This is a genomic window from Nitrosomonas sp. Is24, from assembly GCF_033063335.1.
Lineage (GTDB): Bacteria > Pseudomonadota > Gammaproteobacteria > Burkholderiales > Nitrosomonadaceae > Nitrosomonas.
In genome coordinates, this window is sequence record NZ_JAWJZG010000001.1 from 764,928 (window position 1) to 783,559 (window position 18,632).

13 protein-coding genes and 1 pseudogene are annotated in these 18,632 nt (G+C 42.1%); all 14 read left to right on the forward strand.

The genetic code is table 11. From position 1 onward, the window contains the following. The first annotated feature begins 541 nt into the window (after positions 1-541). The 14 genes and pseudogenes from R2103_RS03335 to R2103_RS03400 all read left to right on the forward strand — a co-directional run bounded on the left by R2103_RS03335 (position 542) and on the right by R2103_RS03400 (position 18,586). Positions 542-1,471 carry an EpsD family peptidyl-prolyl cis-trans isomerase gene (locus R2103_RS03335; protein ID WP_317530116.1) on the forward strand — a complete coding sequence of 310 codons (930 nt, stop codon included), beginning with the start codon at positions 542-544 and terminating at the stop codon, positions 1,469-1,471. Between the two features lie 87 nt (positions 1,472-1,558). Continuing rightward, positions 1,559-2,362, forward strand: coding sequence for a polysaccharide export protein EpsE (epsE, locus tag R2103_RS03340; RefSeq protein ID WP_317530117.1), 804 nt, complete (start codon positions 1,559-1,561; stop codon positions 2,360-2,362). Between the two features lie 79 nt (positions 2,363-2,441). Further along, positions 2,442-3,806 (forward strand): chain length determinant protein EpsF, encoded by a 1,365-nt coding sequence (gene epsF / locus R2103_RS03345; RefSeq protein ID WP_317530118.1) that lies wholly within the window; start codon positions 2,442-2,444, stop codon positions 3,804-3,806. A 31-nt stretch (positions 3,807-3,837) separates the two neighbouring features. Continuing rightward, the gene (epsG, locus tag R2103_RS03350) at positions 3,838-4,743 is read left to right on the forward strand and encodes a chain length determinant protein tyrosine kinase EpsG (RefSeq protein ID WP_317530119.1); all 906 of its coding nucleotides are present in this window, start codon (positions 3,838-3,840) and stop codon (positions 4,741-4,743) included. An 11-nt stretch (positions 4,744-4,754) separates the two neighbouring features. Then, positions 4,755-5,654 (forward strand): exosortase B, encoded by a 900-nt coding sequence (gene xrtB, locus R2103_RS03355; protein WP_317530120.1) that lies wholly within the window; start codon positions 4,755-4,757, stop codon positions 5,652-5,654. Between the two features lie 65 nt (positions 5,655-5,719). Further along, positions 5,720-6,406, forward strand: a complete 687-nt coding sequence (gene epsI, locus R2103_RS03360) for an exosortase-associated protein EpsI, B-type (protein ID WP_317530121.1) — start codon at positions 5,720-5,722, stop codon at positions 6,404-6,406. 89 nt (positions 6,407-6,495) lie between these two features. Then, positions 6,496-7,899, forward strand: a complete 1,404-nt coding sequence (locus R2103_RS03365) for a hypothetical protein (protein WP_317530122.1) — start codon at positions 6,496-6,498, stop codon at positions 7,897-7,899. Next, the gene (locus R2103_RS03370; protein ID WP_317530123.1) at positions 7,896-9,425 is read left to right on the forward strand and encodes a hypothetical protein; all 1,530 of its coding nucleotides are present in this window, start codon (positions 7,896-7,898) and stop codon (positions 9,423-9,425) included. The genes R2103_RS03365 and R2103_RS03370 overlap by 4 nt, the downstream gene beginning before the upstream one ends. A gap of 219 nt (positions 9,426-9,644) precedes the next feature. Further along, positions 9,645-10,649, forward strand: coding sequence for a glycosyltransferase (locus R2103_RS03375; protein ID WP_317530124.1), 1,005 nt, complete (start codon positions 9,645-9,647; stop codon positions 10,647-10,649). Positions 10,650-10,845: 196 nt separating this feature from the next. Continuing rightward, complete coding sequence (locus tag R2103_RS03380) at positions 10,846-11,670, forward strand: class I SAM-dependent methyltransferase (protein ID WP_317530125.1); 825 nt, start codon at positions 10,846-10,848, stop codon at positions 11,668-11,670. A gap of 107 nt (positions 11,671-11,777) precedes the next feature. Next, positions 11,778-12,842, forward strand: a complete 1,065-nt coding sequence (locus R2103_RS03385) for a nitroreductase family protein (protein ID WP_317530126.1) — start codon at positions 11,778-11,780, stop codon at positions 12,840-12,842. Positions 12,843-12,917: 75 nt separating this feature from the next. Further along, positions 12,918-14,159, forward strand: coding sequence for a polysaccharide pyruvyl transferase family protein (locus R2103_RS03390; RefSeq protein ID WP_317530127.1), 1,242 nt, complete (start codon positions 12,918-12,920; stop codon positions 14,157-14,159). A gap of 497 nt (positions 14,160-14,656) precedes the next feature. Next, positions 14,657-16,462 (forward strand): annotated as a pseudogene (asnB, locus tag R2103_RS03395) (asparagine synthase (glutamine-hydrolyzing)). Positions 16,463-16,588: 126 nt separating this feature from the next. Then, a complete protein-coding gene (locus tag R2103_RS03400) occupies positions 16,589-18,586 on the forward strand; it encodes an alginate lyase family protein (protein ID WP_317530128.1) in 1,998 nt (665 codons plus the stop codon). Positions 18,587-18,632: the final 46 nt, after the last annotated feature.

Below are 18,632 nucleotides of genomic sequence, written 5' to 3' on the forward strand. Positions count from 1 at the left end.
TTCGATTGTCACATGATGACAATAAAAGTGCGCGAAAATTGTATCTGAATCTTCTTGGGGCTTTACCAAATTGAGGGTCACAAGATTTAAGCGTGTTTTTGTTAACTTTGGTAACAGAAATAGAGAGATATTCAAGATTCAAGGTATATCATTGACTAATAATCTTATGATAGAGATGATTTTGAAGGAACAAGTTAGCAAAGTTCTTTGTCATATTTTTTAGATAAATTAATCGGTTATCCAGAATATTCCATGATCGAAGGTGAGCTTCAAGTATTGAATCGGAATATATTTTGTATATTGTTGATTATCAATGTATATTAATGTGCTTTATAAAGAATTACTTTAAGTATTAAAGTTTATAGTTTAATTGTCGTATCCAGCTTCAGAGATGATCAATGGAACGTATTGTTCTCATTCTGTGTTTAGGCATTATGTAAAGATGTGTGTTAGATTTTTTTGAGTTTGTTTCATTATATTTGTAATTATTAAGGGAAATATTATGGTATTGGCAAATACTCGGACGGCACTAATAGGATTCATGATTGGTTTCGCATTAGTTCTTGCAGCTTGTGACAGCAATGAGCCAAAAGAAAAAAAAACTGGGCAGGCACTGGTTAGTGTCAATGGTAAAGAAGTTACCATGCTTCAGCTAAATGAAGAAATCAAGCGTGCCAATGTCCGCCCTGAACAGTATGAAGCAGCGAGTAAGCAGCTTTTGGAATCTCTGATTGTTCGTCAATTAATTCTTGATGAAGCTGTTCGCAACAAGTTGGATCGTACGCCTGATGTAATGCAAGCGCGCGATCGTGCAAATGCGCAAGTAATAGCGCAAGCTTATATGCAAGGTATTGTGAGTAAAATTGCTAAGCCTACTCAGCCTGAGATTGATGAATATTTCCAGAAACATCCTGAGTTTTTCTCGCAGCGTAAGCAATTTGATTTGATAACAGTTCGTGTTGCAACAAAGGATATCAGTAGTGAATTAAAGAAAACTATCGATGCAGCAAAGTCTGTAGATCAGGTTGTGGTTTGGCTTGAGAAAAATAAAGTTGAGTATCTCAGAAGCTTGGCATCACGTAGTAGCACCGATCTGCCTCCTCAGATGGCTAAAATGCTACAAGAAAAAAGTAAGGACACTATTTTTATCGTTAATGAGCAAGAGAATAGTTTGCTGATTTCGGTTAATGCAATAAAGGACAGTCCTATTACACTGACAGCTGCGGCGCCTCAAATTGAACGATTTTTGTTGAACCAAAAATATAAGGAAGCAACTGATGCGGAAGTCGCGCGTTTACGCACAGCTGCAAAAATCGAATATTTGAATGCTAAAGCACCAGAATCCAGTACTGCTGATAAGCCGGCTGTTCCACAAGCTGCTCCAAATGCTGATAATGCAACAAATAATTTAAATCTGACTGAGCCAGCCTCTGGCAGCTCTATCGAGCGTGGTATTATGGGACTCAAATAAGTTGATGTTTATATTAAATAGTTTATCTTTCCTAATATAATGTTCAGTGCGGTATGAATTAAGGATTATGGGCAAATGATAAGTGTTATGAAGACAATGAAGATTTTAGCAATAGTCATTACTTTGTTATGGATCGGTTGTGTTGGGAATACGGTGGCTGCAGAGACAGGGGAAAGTGCATTAGGACCTGGTGATGCGCTAAGAGTGTTTGTTTACGGCCATCCGGATATGACTACCGAAACGAAAGTGAGTGAGACTGGGAAAATAACATTTCCCCTTCTGGGAGAAGTCGTAGTAGATGGACTAACTCCATCAGCTGCAGAAAGAAAGATAGCAAATCTTCTGGAAAGTCGGGATATTCTGCGTAAACCGCAGGTTATGATCGTTACTGCTTCGTTACAGAGTCAGATGGTATCTGTACTTGGCAATGTTCGAAATCAGGGGCGCTACCCTATCGAAGGGAAACGCAGTCTAACAGAGATTCTTGCGATGGCAGGAGGTGTTGTTCCTGAAGGAGGAGAACTTGTTGTTCTGATTCGTGCCGATGGAAATAAATTTATTAAGGAAGTGATAGATATACAGGAGATGGTTCGTACTGGCGATCTATCGCAGGATCTAATTATACAGAGTAATGATTTTATTTATGTTGAACGAGCTCCTAGATTTTATATCTACGGTGAAGTACAACGTGCTGGGGCATATAGGCTTGAACGTAATATGACGGTGATACAGGCTCTGTCAGTAGGGGGGGGATTGACGCAGCGTGGGACGGAACGAGGATTAAAAATTCAACGTCGTGACACAGAAGGTAATTTACAGATGTTTACTCCGAGATCCAGTGACTTGGTACAGCCTGATGATGTGATCTATATCAAGGAAAGTCTGTTCTGACTTTAACTCTTGAATTTCTTATTACTAAATTTATTTAAAACAAATATTGTAACTATTAGGTTGAGACTGGGGCTTACACATGGATTTTTCTCGTTTTTTTCTTATCATATTGGCTCGGCGAAAACTGATTTTATTCACATTGATTGTTACGATATTAACAACTTTAGTTGTGAGCCTCCTTCTGCCCAAAAGCTATAAATCTACAGCTACGCTTGTCCTTACTTACAAAGGGGCTGATCCTGTAACAGGAATGGTTTCAGCAGCGCAGTTGAATCCTAGTTATTTGGCGACGCAATTAGATGTTATTAAGAGCACTAGAATTGCACTGATGGTGGTGGATCAACTTAGACTTGATCAGAACGATGTGGTAAAGAGGCAATTTGAAGAAAGTGGGAGTAATTTAGGTTTACGTGAGTGGTTGGCTGCTTTACTGCTAAAGAACTTGGATATAGAAACCTCTCGTGATAGCAGCGTGATTGGTATTAGTTATAAAGGTGCAGATCCTACATTTACTTCAATTATTGCAAATGCATTCGCGAATGCTTACCAGGAAATAAGTATTCGCCTTACGGTGGAGCCTTCGCAGAAAGCGGCAGCTTATTTTACCGATCAACTTAATTTATTACGCGAAAGACTTGAGACAGCTCAGAAAAAGCTAACTGAATATCAACAAGAAGCAGGAATCATTGATGCCGACGTTCGGCTTGATATTGAGACAAAACGTTTAAATGATCTCTCTAGTCAACTGGTATCCGCCCAAGCGGAATTGATGGGAACTGTTGCAGAACAAGATATCAAGCACCGAGGGGGCGAAAGTAGCAATATTGCTAAGAATGCAATGATCAGTAATCTCAAGTTAAATTTGTCGCAAGCCGAATCGAGATTCTCTGAAGTCTCACAAAAATTGGGTCATAATCATCCTAGTTATGCGGGTGCTAAAGCTGAGATGGAAAAATTGAGAGCTGAACTTAATAAGCATATCAGGATTACTACTGACTCTGCTGTCAGTCAGGAAAGAGAAATACGAACGGCATTGGAAGAACAGAAAGCTAGAGTGTTAGCTCTAAATCAAGCTAGAAATGAACTGTATCTTCATTTCAAAGAAGTAGAAGGTGCTCAACAAGCCTACAATAGCGCTATGCAACGTTTAAATCAGACTAGCCTTGAAGGACAAGCTAATTTATCAAGCGTCTCCATACTGGATACGGCAAAAATCCCCGATAAAGCGGATAGTCCAAAATTGCTGTTAAACGTGGTTTTGTCTGTGATTCTAGGAACTTTACTTGGGCTGGGAATGGGTTTGCTTGCAGAGATGATTGATCGCCGTGTGCGTTCTCCTGAAGATCTTGTTGATGTGCTTCATGTACCTGTACTTGGTGTTATAAAAAAAGGAATACCAAAACAAAAACGCCTGCAATTGGGCTGGCCACGTTTAATACGATGAACTGGCCTAAGCTCAAAATATGGAGAATAAAATGAGTATTACAAGTTCCTCAGAAACCAGGAAAATTAGCGATCCCAGTTCTATCAGCGCAAATTCATCGCATATTCGGAAGTTTAGTATTGGACATATCCTTTTGGATATGGGAAAAATTACACCAGTTGAAGCTGAGCGTGTGTTGCGTTTACAAAAAGAGACTGGATTGCGTTTTGGCGATGCTGCACTTAAATTAGGCTTGATTACTGAAGCTGATATACAGTTAGTTTTGGCGCAGCAATTTGACTATCCATATTTATTGCCTGGTCAGGGGAATCATCCGCCAGAATTGATCGTTGCTTATCAACCATTTGGTGCTCAAGTAGAAGTTTTTCGTGCGGTACGTAGTCAATTAATGTTGCGTTGGTTTACTTCAGGTCATAAAGCACTTGCAGTAGTAAGTTATAACCTGGGTGATGGTGTGAGCCTATTTGCAGCAAATCTCGCGGTCGTGTTTTCCCAACTTGGAGAGCGTACATTACTGATAGATGCTAACTTACGTTGTCCTCAGCAGCATGAGATATTCAATTTGAGAAACAGGCAAGGACTATCCGATGTACTTGCTGGTCGAGCAAATATTTCCGAAGTAATTGCAAAAATAGATTCGTTTATTGATCTTTCCGTATTGCCGGCAGGAACACTTCCGCCGAATCCTTTGGAGCTTCTCAATCGGAGCTTATTTGATGAATTAAATGATCAACTTGCAAATCAATTCGATGTGATTCTTTATGATACTCTGGCTGTTTCAAGTGGTGCCGATGCACTTGCTATTGCTGCTCGTACAGATGGAGTGCTGGTGGTTGCGCACAAAAATAATACCCGATTAAGTGATATCAACATGATTAATGAGCAGCTTAAGTACTGTGGAGCCGAGGTAGTTGGTTCTGTATTGATTGACTTCTAGAATAAAAAACTATGTTCTCATTTACTCATCAACATCGTGATTTAAAGTCAGCTATTGTGGACTGGTGGCCTATCTTTCTTGGGTTGTTGATTTTATATGTCCCCACTTTTTATGATCTTGCCAATGGAATATGGTCTAAAGAAGAACAAGCGCACGGGCCGATTATACTAATGCTTTCGCTTTGGTTAATGTATCGAAAATGGATGGAGATGATCAATAAGAGTGAGGGGAGATCAACTTCTTCCTTTGGATGGATAGTTTTCTTTGTGGCTCTGGTTCTTTATATCATTGGACGTTCACAACAAATATTAGTATTTGAAATGGGTTCTTTCATATGGATACTAGCAGCTGTTATCCTTATAAAGCGGGGTTACATTGCTCTGAAAGTCATGTGGTTTCCATTGTTCTTTTTACTTTTTATGATTCCATTGCCTGGTCAAGTGGTCAGTCTACTCACTATGCCCATGAAAATGGCAGTTTCATTTGTGGCAGAACATATTTTATTCTGGGCAGATTATCCAATAGCTAGGAATGGTGTTATCTTGCAAATTGGGCAATATCAACTCCTTGTGGCAGATGCTTGCGCTGGACTTCAAACATTGTTGACATTGGAAGCACTGGGGTTATTTTATTTGAACCTTGTGCATCATACCTCGGTATTACGCAATGTGACATTAGCTATTCTAATTGTACCTATTTCTTTTACCGCTAACGTTATTCGCGTTATGGTACTTACACTGATTACCTATCACTATGGGGATGCAGCAGGACAAGGATTCCTTCATGGTTTTGCCGGCATGGTTTTGTTTATCAGTGCATTAATACTCATCCTTGGCGTCGATGCGGCGTTACAGTATTTTGTCAGAGCGCAGCCAGTTAGGGCTTCATATTCCACTATGAGTAACAGCTAGCTAATTACAATACGAAAGGATAATTAGTAAGAATATTAGACTTTGTCTGAAAATAAGGGGGGGAGATGAGAAAATCAATAATTATCAGTATTTTTTTGGGCATATTGATGGTGTCGTCAGGCGCGTTAACAAAAGCGTTGACTCCAACCAACAAGATTGCGGACCAACAAGAAAAAATTGATCTTGAAATAATGATCCCGACGGAGTTTGCAGACTGGCGTATTGATAAATCAATTATTCCGTTGCAGGTAGATGCCGATACACAAGCTATGCTTGACAAAATATACAATCAAACTTTGTCACGGACGTACGTAAACTCTTTGGGTGAACGCATTATGCTTTCTGTGGCTTACGGTGGGGATCAGAGTGACAATCTGGCGATACACAAGCCAGAAGTATGCTACTACGCTCAAGGCTTTGAGATAATGAAAACTTTTGCTGATGAATTGCTTACGCAATATGGAAAACTACCAATTAAACGCTTGTTGGCTGTTAAGGGTTATCGTAATGAACCGATTACTTATTGGGTAACTGTCGGTAATAAGGCTGTCTTACCCGGTATTGAAGAGAAATTGCAACAATTAAAGTACGGTATGACTGGAAATGTTCCAGATGGAATGTTGGTGCGCGTATCTTCTATTGATTCTGATAAAAATAAGGCCTATCAGCAACAAACCATTTTTATTCAAGACTTATTATCCTCAGTAAAAGCTAATGAACGTATAAGGTTAATAGGGACTTTCGGAGTATAGGTGATTTTATCTATAAAAAATTGTATTCATCTGATTTAGATAACAAACAGAAAATATATTTTTATATTATTGCATTGGCCAGTGTGCTAATGGCAATGTTGTTTGGTTTGTTCGCAGTAACAGCTAATCCCATCATAATCAGTTTAGCAGCTGCTCTTGTGATAGGCGCCATGCTTGTGTTGCGTCCGAACTGGATTATATGGTGTATTTTATTGTTCGGCCTGCTGATTGTAGGTATTCTTCCGCTCCATTTTGATTTTATTGCCTCAAAAGCTGCGTGGGGTGTTTCTTTATTAGGTTTTTTTCTAATGTTTATAACCTTCTTTGGGATAGGTGCTTCCCCGAAGATGTTGCAAGATACTCCTGGGTTTATCTGGATTGCTTTCGGTTTTTTGTTTTATGCAATTCTTAACTCGCTTCTTCAGTGGAATTCAGCAAGTGAATTTATAGGTGGTTTTAAGCGTTACTTTCAGTTATGGGGGCTTTTGTTTGCGTTGTGCTGGCTTACTTTTGATGAACGGGATATTCATAGATGGCTGGTTTTTTTTGTGATTACTGCTTTGTTACAGTTACCCTTTGCGGCGTATGAGCGCATATTTTTTGTTCCTCAATTGGAGAGCACATGGGGAAATGCGGCTGTTGATGTTGTCGCAGGAACTTTTGGAGCGCAAATGGATGGTGGAGGCGCAAGTGGAGAAATGGCCCTTTTTCTGGTTATCGTTCTTGCTTTTCTATTGGCGCGTCGTATGGAAAAGTCGTTATCAATAACGCGTCTTTTAATACTAATATCACTAGTGTTGGCTCCCTTGTTTCTGGGGGAAACAAAGTCTGTAGTCATAATGCTACCACTAATGTTTTTAGTACTGTATCGTCGTGATATGTTTATTCGATTACATTATTGGTTGATGGGCTTTATTGCCATAACATTGCTTACGACTGCAGCAGGATATTACTATCTGAGTCAATCGCATAGATCGATTGAGAAACAGTTTACAGACACTCTCGATTACAATATTTATCAACGTGGTTATGGAGCATTCCATCTCAATCGCACTACAGTATTGACTTTTTGGGCAGAGCAGCAAGTCGCTCAACATGATCCTATTTCTTTTATATTTGGAAATGGAATCGGCAGTGCGCATTCAGCTACAAGAGGCCATGTTGCGAAGCGCTATCCATCATACGGCATCGGACTAACATCGGCGTCAACACTTCTTTGGGAATTAGGATTGTTTGGTTTTGGTTTATTTACTGCGATCTTTGCTTTCGCTTGGCGTTGTGCTTATTGGCTACAACGAGAATCTACTGTGCCAGAAGTACGAGCCGATGCCGCTGCTATTCAGGCTGCCCTGGCATTATTTTTATTTCATCTCTTTTATCGTTCTTCCTTACTTGAATTGCCGAGCATTCAAGTCGTGTTTTCGGCACTGCTGGGTTATCTGGCATGGCTGCATCGTAAGCATATTCTTGTAACAGTAAATAATAAGCCATGAGTGTTTCTCCCTACTCTGGTGCCGTGCTTAAGCGTAGCGCGATGCATTTTCTCTCTGGCAAGGTTGCATCGGGTTTGCTTTCATTGCTTATTCTACTAATGATGGTACGTGAGCTGGCGGTAGAAGAATATGGAGTCTATGTATTTTTGGTAGCTGGAATGGAAATTGCATTGGCTATTACCGCTCTCAGTTTACCTTGGGTAGCGGCGCGCTACTTACCAGAATTTCGCCTGCATGCCAATGGTAAAGTTCTAGCGGATTTCGTATGGCAAGTTCTTGTTCGCATTGCCTTATTTCTTTTCATAGGTGTTCTTTTACTATTATTGGTCTTGCCATCGATTTTGCCTTTGGAGTTTATTCAATACTTGGATGTGGCAAGACTTTATTTGCTGGTGTTACTTACGGAAGGATTGGGAAGGCATGTCCGGGAATGCGCATTAGAACCCTTGTTGCAGCAAGGGCAGGCTCAAATTAGTTTGGTGACACGTAATATGATTATGCTGTCATCACTCAGTGCTGTTGTGGCTATTCAAAGTGAGGTTCATCTATATCATGTAGTGTTGGCTGAAATAGCGGCATCAATCATAGGGGCGATGCTAGCGTTACGTGGATTAACTCGATATCTGAGTGCGCATCAAGAACTTCCTGGACAGGAAGATTGGCAACCACCTAGCTGGTCCGAGATGTGGAGTATTGCACGGCACATGTATGTAAGTCATTTTATTACACTAACCTATAGTTCTCAGGTGTTTATTTTCTTAATTCAACGTTATCTTGGTGTGGAAGCAACAGCATTATTCGGTTTTCTTCGTAACCTATTTGAGCATATTTCGCGCTATCTACCAGCTACATTATTGTTTAGTTTGATCCGACCTAAACTGGTTGCTTCCTATGTGGCTGCAGGTGATATGATGGAATTAACACGAAATGCAAATCTCACGGGGAAGTCAAGTCTTTTCGTTCTAATGCCTATATTGGTATTCACCTGGCTAGCGGGAGATGACCTGGTAAGCTTGCTAAGCGGTGAAAAATTTTATCAAACAGGCTATTATCTGGCAGGTTTATTGCTGGCATTGATTCCCCTCAGCCAGCGCCAAATACTAGTAGCCGTTACAATTGTTAGTAATAAGAGTTATCTTTGCACCTGGGGGAGCTCGTTGAGCATGCTTGTGCTGCCACTGGCTTATTTGCTTCTCGAAGCGGGTTATGGATTGTGGAGTCCTATTGTCGCAATAATTGCTAACCAAATCATATTCAACACAACTCTTATTGTTGCTCTAATGCGTACTACCACATATAGACCTGATAGTATAGGATATTTCAAGTTATTAGCTGCTGCATTGTTAGGGTTAATCTTGACGCAGCAGTTATCTGTATCTGTACAAAGTGACTGGTTAGGTTTGTTGATTATGGCAACTCTTGCTGGTAGTTGTTTTTTGCTGGTGGCTTATTTTATCAAGCCATTCCATGAAGAAGAGCGAATGAGGCTAAATCGGCTGCTTAACCGTAAGATATTTGTATGGTAGCGCTACGGGCGCATTTATCTTATTTATCATCTGTCAAATTCTACTTATTTTTTGAATAGAGATGATTATCGCTTTCGGTAATGAGTTGTGACAAAAGCTCGAGCCAATTATTTGACTGAGAAACTCTGAAAATAGTAAAGGTAAATTGTTCTATTGTAAAAGTAATAATGCAACTAGTAGTTTATGTTGTTCCAGACAAGCGATTTGTGAGGAGAAGATATGAAACTTTCGATTCTGATCAAAGCACTTAATGAAGAAGCCTTAATAGCGAACTGTCTTGAAGCCGCTCTCGCAGAAACACTAAAAATTGGTGGCGAGGTAATTCTGGTTGATTCGTTATCTACTGACAGAACAGTAGAAATTGCAAAGCATTATCCTGTGCGAGTTATTCAGTTTTCTCATAGAGAAGATTGTGGGTGTGCGTCTGCCGTTCAGCTTGGTTATCAGTATGCTCAAGGTGAGTATCTATATGTACTTGATGGAGATATGGTATTGCAGCCTGGTTTTTTGTTAACAGCATTGAATTACTTAGAATCTAATCCTGATGTCGCTGGTGTAGCAGGGAAGTTGATAGATACGAGTATCAATAATTGGGCCGATAAACGGCGTGCTTCTGAAGCTGAAGCGCTGCAACAGATAAAAGAAGTAGTGGAACTTGGCGGCGGCGGTCTTTATCGCCGTAAAGCGATTGAGTCTGTTGGTTATCTTGCGCATCGCTGGCTTCCGGCTTGTGAAGAGGCTGAGCTTGGTGATCGTTTGCGAGCTAAGGGGTGGCGTCTTGTTCGGCTTCCTGAAGTAGCCGTATTTCATACCGGTTACTCTGAAAGTACTTCCCAGATGCTTTTTCGATTGTGGCGGAATCGGCGGTTGCATGCCTATGGTATGTATCTCAGATCAGCTTTGGGACATCCATGGTGTTGGTTAAGTATGCGTCAGGCATGGTTTGTTTTTGCTGCACCTATGCTTCACATTGTGGCAGGAGTACTGGCGGTGTTAATTATAAATTTAAAAACGATTACGGTTTTACCAGCAGTGGCTGGTGCCGAGTTTCTCGTTTGGTTAGGTGGAATTACAGTGTTGGCAGTTAAAAAGAAAAGTATTACTAATGCAATACTTTCCGTGTATGGATGGAATTTTTTTGCCCTTGCTGCAATACTGGGCGCTATGAAATCAATTCCTGATCCGATGACGCCAATTAATGCGCAGGAACTTACAAAACGATGATAATAAACTCAGGTTGCTAAAGAGTCAGGAAACCTGCTGGACTTATGCAAAGCATAAATTGGTATTTTATTACAAAAGATATTCCGAATATTTAACGTAAAGTTTCTCACCAGCCGGGGTAGGAATAACATCATCAAGTCATCCTTATGAACATGTATGTGTTATACATTATTAATTTTGCTAATAAAATATTACTATGATTCCAGATCAACACGAATTCGATCCGCTGAAATTCTACTCTTCTTACCCGAGTAAAGTTATTGCTCGTCCAGGATACCCAGCTCGGGCACAATATAAAAGTACGCTGTTGTGGAACTTGTATGGAAAACAAATACTGGATGCTATTGGTGAAATCAAGACCTATGCAGATATAGGCGGATGTTTTGGTTTCGGAGCAAACGCGTTAGCTTATCAAATAGCTCGCGAGCAAGAGTGCTGCCCGGATACAAAAGTTTTTGAAACATCACCTGATTTCAGTAAGGCTGGAAAAATATTGTTTCCGAATATTGATTTCGTTAATGAAGATTTTACAAAATGGGATGGTGATCTGAAGCGATTCGATTTGGTTTCATTATTTGATGTTATTGAACATATTCCTGATCCGGAGCCATTCTTGAAAGCAGTTTCTGCTCGCACTAATTTTGCGTTGTTAAAAACCCCAATGGAAACAACCGGAGAGTGGCGCGGTTCTCGCATGCCGCAATTACAAGGTGCGCTTTACGAGGATGGACATGTGAATTTTTTTGATCCGAGTCCTTATATGCAATTGCTAAAGCGCAGCGGATTCGAGATTGTCGAGTGGCGTCTTGTGCCGAGTATTGTTCCGAAAGGAGTTGCTGAGTCCATTTTGATTCCAGAAGATACTCCACCTAAATTTGCTAGAAGGGAGATAGATGTGGTTAGGATGCTGCGCCGAATAATTAAGGTGCCGTTGACACTTTATTCTTCAATTTTTCGCTATGCTTGCAGGATTGTTGGTGGCGGAGATTATCTTTGTTTTGTGCGCTTAATCGGAGCGTAGCTTACTAAAATAGTTAGAAATTGATGTTCCTGTGCAAATGGGCTATGGAATTTCTATTAATTAGCCAACCGAAGTGCACTGAATACGCTTTGAATCTAGGTCGTCGAATGAAAGATAAGCTAAAGAAATGGATGAAGACTTACCCGATAATTTGGGCAAGTTATTGGCGCGTGAAGCAAGAACTGAAGCGTTTATTAATGATGAGTTATTTTTTGTATGATGCGAACCTGGCATATCAATTTATGTTTTGGGGTTCGCGGCATAGAAACAGGCGTAGATTAAGTGCTGAGCTATTGTTTCAATACCATAAAATAGAAAAAGGTTTGGTTATGCCTGGACCCAAAAGATTCTTTGGGATTGATCCAGTATTGGCAGTTATGGATTTACTTAAACAGTGGCAAGAGAACAACTTTGAAATAGATGATCCTATTTATCTTGGAGCTGTTGAATCGCTGATTAGCTATCGTGATCTTCTGAGTACTACTGGACTCGATACGGACAAGATAATTCTTCCTAGGGTGACTAAATTTCTTGAAGGTATAAGTGTTAGAGATATTGATCTAAAAACGCCGTATGAATTGCCTCAGCTTGATGTGATAGGTAAGGATTCTATGGATAGTTTTGAGAATTTGATGCACGCCAGAAGAAGTGTCCGAGATTTCAAAACTCAGCCTGTAGACTTAAATTTAATTAAGAAGGCTGTTGAATTAGCGCAACTAAGTCCATCAGCTTGTAATCGGCAGCCATGGAAAGTCTATTTAGTTAGTGATCCTGATGATATGAAAGCTTTATTATCTCATCAGAATGGTAATCGTGGTTTTGGTCATCTAGTACCGCACGTTGCAATTATTACAGCGGATAGTCAGTGTTTCTTTGATTCTAGTGAAAGAAATGAGCCATTTGTAGACGGCGGTATGTTCGCTATGAGTCTGATTCTTAGCTTGAGGGCCCAGGAAATTGCGACTTGTTGCTTAAACTGGTGTGTGCCGCCTTCAACTGATAAAGCAGTGCATCAGATTTTTGGAATTCCAAAATCAGAAAAAATTATCATGCTATTAGCGATTGGTTATCCCAGCGATGGTGTTAGTGTTCCAAGATCGGTGAGATTTCCCGCGATACAAGTTATGGGTAAGATCGCTTCGACTAGTTCTTCTCCTGACAGACGAACTTGAAACGTTGAAGAGTAAAGATTAAATTTAAAATTAAACTCAATTCAATGGCAATTTATAAGTTTTTATGGGATTGGAATGACAAATAAATACTATTTTCTAGGCCACGAAACCCTTACCAATCGAGGTTGCGAAGCATTGTTGCGCGGCATCTCCAGAATCATTCGTGAGCAGTGCCCTGATGCTGAATTTCTTGCACCAAGCTTTGACATAGAAAATGACTTAAAGCAATGGAAAAATGCTAACGAAATGGGTATAAGTTTTATTCCAGCGTATCATTTGCCGTTTTATGTCAGAGTTTGGGGAAAGGTGGACAAATTTGTGCCTCAGATTAGGCATGTGTGGATTCCTTCCCCGGGAATACCTAACAGCATTCGCCAAAGTTTGCGAGGCTCTGTTGCTGGCATTATGACGGGTGGAGATGTTCTGTCTCTTGATTATGGAGTACCTTCTCTCATCAAATTTATAGGACAGGCCGAGAGCTTTATGAACGAAGGACACGCCTTATTTCTGTGGGCGGCATCAGTTGGGCCATTTGAGTCGCAACCTGATGTTGAAAAGCATGTGGTTAGACACCTTGCGAAATACTCTGGTATTTCAGTGCGCGAAACATCAACCCGGAATTATCTGGATGGATTAGGTTTGCGTAATGTAAAATTGGTTGCCGATCCTGCTTTTGTCATGATACCAGAGCCTTGGGATATCTCAGCTATATTACCTGCCGAACTTTGTGAAGGATTGCTTGGATTTAATATTAGTCCGCTCATCAAAAGATTCCGTACCGATGATGCTCATGTGTTTGAAATGGAATCTGCAGTAATAGATTTTCTGCAAGATGTGATAAAGAATACGGATCTGTCGCTAGTGCTGATACCTCATGTCGACGGTACTAACAGTAGTGAATGGAATAGTGATTATCTCTATATGCAGCGACTGATCAAGCGTATTAATTTGCCGCCAGAAATAATTACTGCTCGTATCAGTTTAGCGCCACGTAATATGAATGCTGTACAGACGAAGTATCTTATTTCACAGTGCCGGTTTTTTATTGGCGCACGAACACATGCAACCATCGCTGCTTGGTCTACTCATGTGCCTACTATTTCTATTGCTTACAGTATCAAAGCTATCGGTTTAAATACTGATCTTTTTGGCGACTTGAGATATGTATTGGAGACTTCCAAGCTTTCTAAAATGGCACTTTGGGAATCACTGGAAAAATTGCGTGCAGATGAACAAAATATCAAGAAGCTGTTGGAGCAACGTATTCCCGAATGGCAGCAGCGCGCCAGACTAGCCGGTACGAAGATATTCGGTTAATTTCTCCAACCCTTTGAGACAATAAATCATTCAAAGTCGGTGCAACTTGACGGTATTCAGTGATATCGTGTTTTTACTCTCGCGGATTCAGCAATGATTACTATAATGCTAAGTGGGTTGTCATTGTTATTGAACGCTGTAAGTGGTGTCAATATCTATATCGATTCTGAAAAAATACAGATTGTTTATTCAGTTTTTGATGAGAAAGGAAATGGATGAGAAAGCAGATCTGTTTCTTTCTGAGATCCAGAAGCACGGGTTAGAATCATTGAGCGGCTCAACAGTAAGTAATAAGGCATAAATTTGTTATTAGGCGAAGCAGGCAAGTAACGCCAGCAGGTTATTGCTAAGTTGGCAGGAGATTCCCGCCGGATATGTCATGATTTAATAAGCGAGGATAAGTTTTTGTTTCAATACGCAAAGGCATTCTAATGTGTGGCATCGCTGGTTTTATCGGGCGATTCACAAATAGTGACTCGGGCGCCGTGTTACGCAGTATGTCTGCGGCTATAACGCATCGTGGACCGGATGACGATGGATTTCTTGAAACTACTACGCGTGATAGTCGCTATCAGATAGGCTTGGCCCACCGCCGTCTCTCCATTATTGATCTTTCTACGGGCCATCAACCCATGAGCAATGAAGATGGCACGGTTCAAGTAATATTCAACGGTGAGATTTACAATTTCCATTCATTGCGTGATCAATTAATTGCACTGGGGCATCATTTCGTAACCAATTCCGACACAGAAACCATTGTCCATGCCTATGAGCAATAGGGAGAACGTTGTGTTGAATATTTCCGTGGCATGTTTGCCTTTGCCATCTGGGATAGTCACAAAGAACGCCTGTTTCTGGCCCGTGACCGCTTTGGCAAGAAACCGATGTTTCTGTGCGAGACCCATGGCGTTTTGTTATTTGCTTCCGAGATCAAATCCATTCTGGCTTTTCCCGGAGTCCATGCCGAAGTTGATACGGGAGCGGTATGGGATTATTTTGCCTATCGCTATGTTCCAGCTCCCGCTACATTGTTTCGCGGTATTCGCAAGCTGATGCCGGGCTGCTATGCGATTTGGGAAAAAGGAATATTGACTGAGAAATGCTATTACCGGCCTCCGGACCGAGAAGTATTTGTTGACTCTCCTTTGCCGGCTGATCCGGTGGGTGCTTTTCTCGATATACTTGATCAAGCCGTCAATATCCGCATGATTGCGGATGTTCCGTTCGGGGCGTTTCTATCTGGCGGTATTGATTCTTCAGCAGTTGTTGGTCTCATGTCTCGTCATTCCGAGCAGCCAGTCAAAACTTTCTCCGTAGGATTTTCCGAGGCTCGCTACAGCGAGCTGGGTTATGCTAAGACCATCGCAGAACAATTCAGAACAGATCATCATGAATTGGTGGTTTCGCAAGAGCACTTGATGCAATACTTGCCAGACTTGGTGCGTTTCCGTGATGCTCCCGTGGCCGAACCATCGGATATTCCGATCTATCTTCTGGCAAAAGAGGCGCGTAAAACGGTCAAAATGGTGCTGACTGGTGAAGGCTCGGACGAGTTTCTAGGAGGTTATCCGAAGCATGTCTTTGAGCGCTACGCCGGATGGTATCAAACGATTCCGGGTGCTATGCGTCACGGCTTGCTCGAACCTTTAGTGCAATCGTTGCCGTATCGTTTCCGGCGAGCTAAGACGGCCATCGTCAATTTCGGATTGGATCGATTTGAAGAACGGATGCCACGCTGGTTTGGTGCTTTGTCAGACGCAGAACGTAAAGACTTGGTTGCGCTGTCTCAGCCAGTGAATTGTGCCGGTGAAGTGCAATTTGATACTTCTCCTGAGAATAGTCCTTTACGCCGCATTCTTTACTTTGATCAGACGAGTTGGTTGCCGGATAACTTGCTCGAACGCGGGGACCGGATGACGATGGCTGCTTCTTTGGAAGCGCGGATGCCTTTTATGGATCATGAATTGGCCGCGTTTGTGTCCAGTCTGCCGGACAAGTACCGGGTCCGTGGACATACCACGAAGTGGATACTCCGTGAAGCGATGAAACGATTACTCCCATCAGCCATTTTACAGCGACCGAAAGTAGGTTTTCGTGTACCGGTCAACGAGTGGTTCCAAGGCCCAATGCGAGAGTATCTCTATGAACACTTGAAGAGTTCTACATCATTGACCCGGGAATATTACCAGCCTGCGATGCTCGATAAAGTTCTGACCGACCATGTGGCGGGCCGTCAAAATCACGAAAAACTGTTGTGGAGTATGCTTAATCTCGAGATCTGGCACCGTCAGTATCTGAAATAATGCTGCTGACAAGTTTTAGATCGTATTATAAGAATAAATTTTATCGATGTTTCTGAAATCAATTTTCAGATTCATTTTCATCCATGAGCATCAGCTGAGAAAGTAAGATAGTTAATTTCATCAACCATGAGTAACCTTGTTTGGAAATTTAATCGTTTGCGCACAATGGGATTACCGGAAATCGGTTATCGCATTCGTCAAGCTATCCAGACTAAAACGGAGCTGTTCACTGTTCGCCCGGATCGGCGGTCACCATCACCGGATTGCTCCCGTGTCGGTAATGCTTGGCTGAATCCGCTTCCGCGCAGTATGGATTCCGGGTTATATTGTGCTGCGGCAGATCGAGTCCTTGCCGGTTATCACGATGTTTTTGCCTTGCAAAATGTGCAGTTAGGTTTTCCCCCTGAGTGGAATCGTGATCCCAAGACAGGTATCGAAGCGCCGCTTGTTTTTGGTAAAACACTGGATTATCGTGATGAGCGATTGGTCGGCGATATCAAATACCTTTGGGAACCCAACCGTCATCTTCATCTGACTACACTCGCGCAAGCGTATCACCTGAGCGGTGATACGCGTTACGCAGCGGGTGTGCAAATACTGCTTGAATCATGGTTTGATCAATGTCCGTATCCGTTCGGGGTGAACTGGACCAGTTCGCTGGAGCTTGCCATACGGCTTGTGAATTGGTCGTTCACTTGGCATTTGCTGGGTGGCGAGCATAGCCCTCTGTTTATTTCAGAAAGCGGGCAACAATTTAAGCGCCGCTGGCTGGATAGTATCTATCGGCATAATCACTTTATAGCGGGTTATCTGTCCCGGCACTCATCGGCTAACAATCATCTTTTCGGTGAGCTGATGGGATTATTGGTGGCGGCAATGACCTGGCCTTACTGGCCGGAAAGCCGCCGCTGGCAGCGGCAGGCTTATGCTGAACTCGAAGTCGAAGCGATTAAGCAGAATGCCGCTGACGGAGTGAATCGTGAACAAGCGATCTATTATCAGCACGAAGTCATCGATATGATGTTCATTTGCTGGATTATAGGCCGGGCAAACGGTATCGATTTTTCTCAGAATTTCACCGCCCGGCTTGAGCGCATGCTGGAGTTTATTGCGTCTCTTATGGATGTTACGGGTGCCGTTCCAATGATCGGCGATGCCGATGGCGCTCTGATGGTGCATTGGAGCAAGGAACATAATTGGAATGTTTACCGTTCGCAGCTGGCTACCGGGGCAGTATTGTTTAATAGGCCTGATTTTAAAGTCAAAGCGAAGTGCTTCGATGATAAAAGTTGCTGGCTGCTGGGCGAAGATGCCAGGCGCCAATTCGATTTGATGGCACTCAACGAGAATCGATTAGCTTTGCCGCGGGAATTTCGCGATGGCGGTTACTTTATTCTTGGCAGTCAACTTGATACCGCCGATGAAGTCCGTATCGTAGCCGATGCGGGGCCGCTCGGATATCTTTCCATTGCCGCGCATGGGCATGCCGATGCTTTATCGTTTACTTTATCGGTTGTCGGGAATGCGTTATTGGTTGATCCAGGGACTTATGCATTTCATACACAGAGAAAGTGGCGTGATTATTTTCGCGGTACTTCGGCTCACAACACTGTGAGAGTGGATGGCGTTGATCAATCCGAATCCGGCGGCAATTTTATGTGGTTGCGTAAGGCGAATGCCCGTTGTGAGAGCTGGGAAAGCGATCAGAATCGAGATTGCCTGATCGCTAGTCACGATGGTTATGCACGTTTGCCCGATCCGGTCATTCACCGCAGAAAAATAGAATTCCTGAAGAATGAGGGAATCATCAGGGTGGAAGATGTTCTTGAATGCGCCAAGGAACATACCATTGAACTTAATTGGCATTTTGCCGAAATGTGCGAAGTGCGGATTGAATCGGGCAAAGTACTAGCAACTGTGGCCAATGTCAGTATGGAAATGACGATGCCGGACTGTGATGGTCAGCCGGAATTGATGCGTGGCGAAGATGAGCCGCCGTCCGGCTGGGTGTCACGCAGCTTTGATGAAAAAGTGCCGGCGCCGACGGTGACGTGGCGGGAAAAGATTACCGGCACTGTGAGAAGATTGACCATTTTACGGATTCTAGCGGGATATAATACCTAGAATTTTGCGAGAAGATTGAAAAAACAGATTCTGATCAATGGATTAA

Excerpts from the sequence above, each read along its gene's own strand:
- epsF (WP_317530118.1), top strand. The coding sequence starts at position 2,442 with ATGGATTTTTCTCGTTTTTTTCTTATCATATTGGCTCGGCGAAAACTG.
- R2103_RS03375 (WP_317530124.1), top strand. The coding sequence starts at position 9,645 with ATGAAACTTTCGATTCTGATCAAAGCACTTAATGAAGAAGCCTTAATA.
- R2103_RS03335 (WP_317530116.1), top strand. The coding sequence starts at position 542 with ATGATTGGTTTCGCATTAGTTCTTGCAGCTTGTGACAGCAATGAGCCA.
- xrtB (WP_317530120.1), top strand. The coding sequence starts at position 4,755 with ATGTTCTCATTTACTCATCAACATCGTGATTTAAAGTCAGCTATTGTG.
- epsG (WP_317530119.1), top strand. The coding sequence starts at position 3,838 with ATGAGTATTACAAGTTCCTCAGAAACCAGGAAAATTAGCGATCCCAGT.
- R2103_RS03380 (WP_317530125.1), top strand. The coding sequence starts at position 10,846 with ATGATTCCAGATCAACACGAATTCGATCCGCTGAAATTCTACTCTTCT.
- R2103_RS03400 (WP_317530128.1), top strand. The coding sequence starts at position 16,589 with ATGAGTAACCTTGTTTGGAAATTTAATCGTTTGCGCACAATGGGATTA.
- epsE (WP_317530117.1), top strand. The coding sequence starts at position 1,559 with ATGAAGACAATGAAGATTTTAGCAATAGTCATTACTTTGTTATGGATC.
- R2103_RS03370 (WP_317530123.1), top strand. The coding sequence starts at position 7,896 with ATGAGTGTTTCTCCCTACTCTGGTGCCGTGCTTAAGCGTAGCGCGATG.
- R2103_RS03385 (WP_317530126.1), top strand. The coding sequence starts at position 11,778 with ATGAAAGATAAGCTAAAGAAATGGATGAAGACTTACCCGATAATTTGG.
- R2103_RS03390 (WP_317530127.1), top strand. The coding sequence starts at position 12,918 with ATGACAAATAAATACTATTTTCTAGGCCACGAAACCCTTACCAATCGA.
- R2103_RS03365 (WP_317530122.1), top strand. The coding sequence starts at position 6,496 with ATGGCAATGTTGTTTGGTTTGTTCGCAGTAACAGCTAATCCCATCATA.
- epsI (WP_317530121.1), top strand. The coding sequence starts at position 5,720 with ATGAGAAAATCAATAATTATCAGTATTTTTTTGGGCATATTGATGGTG.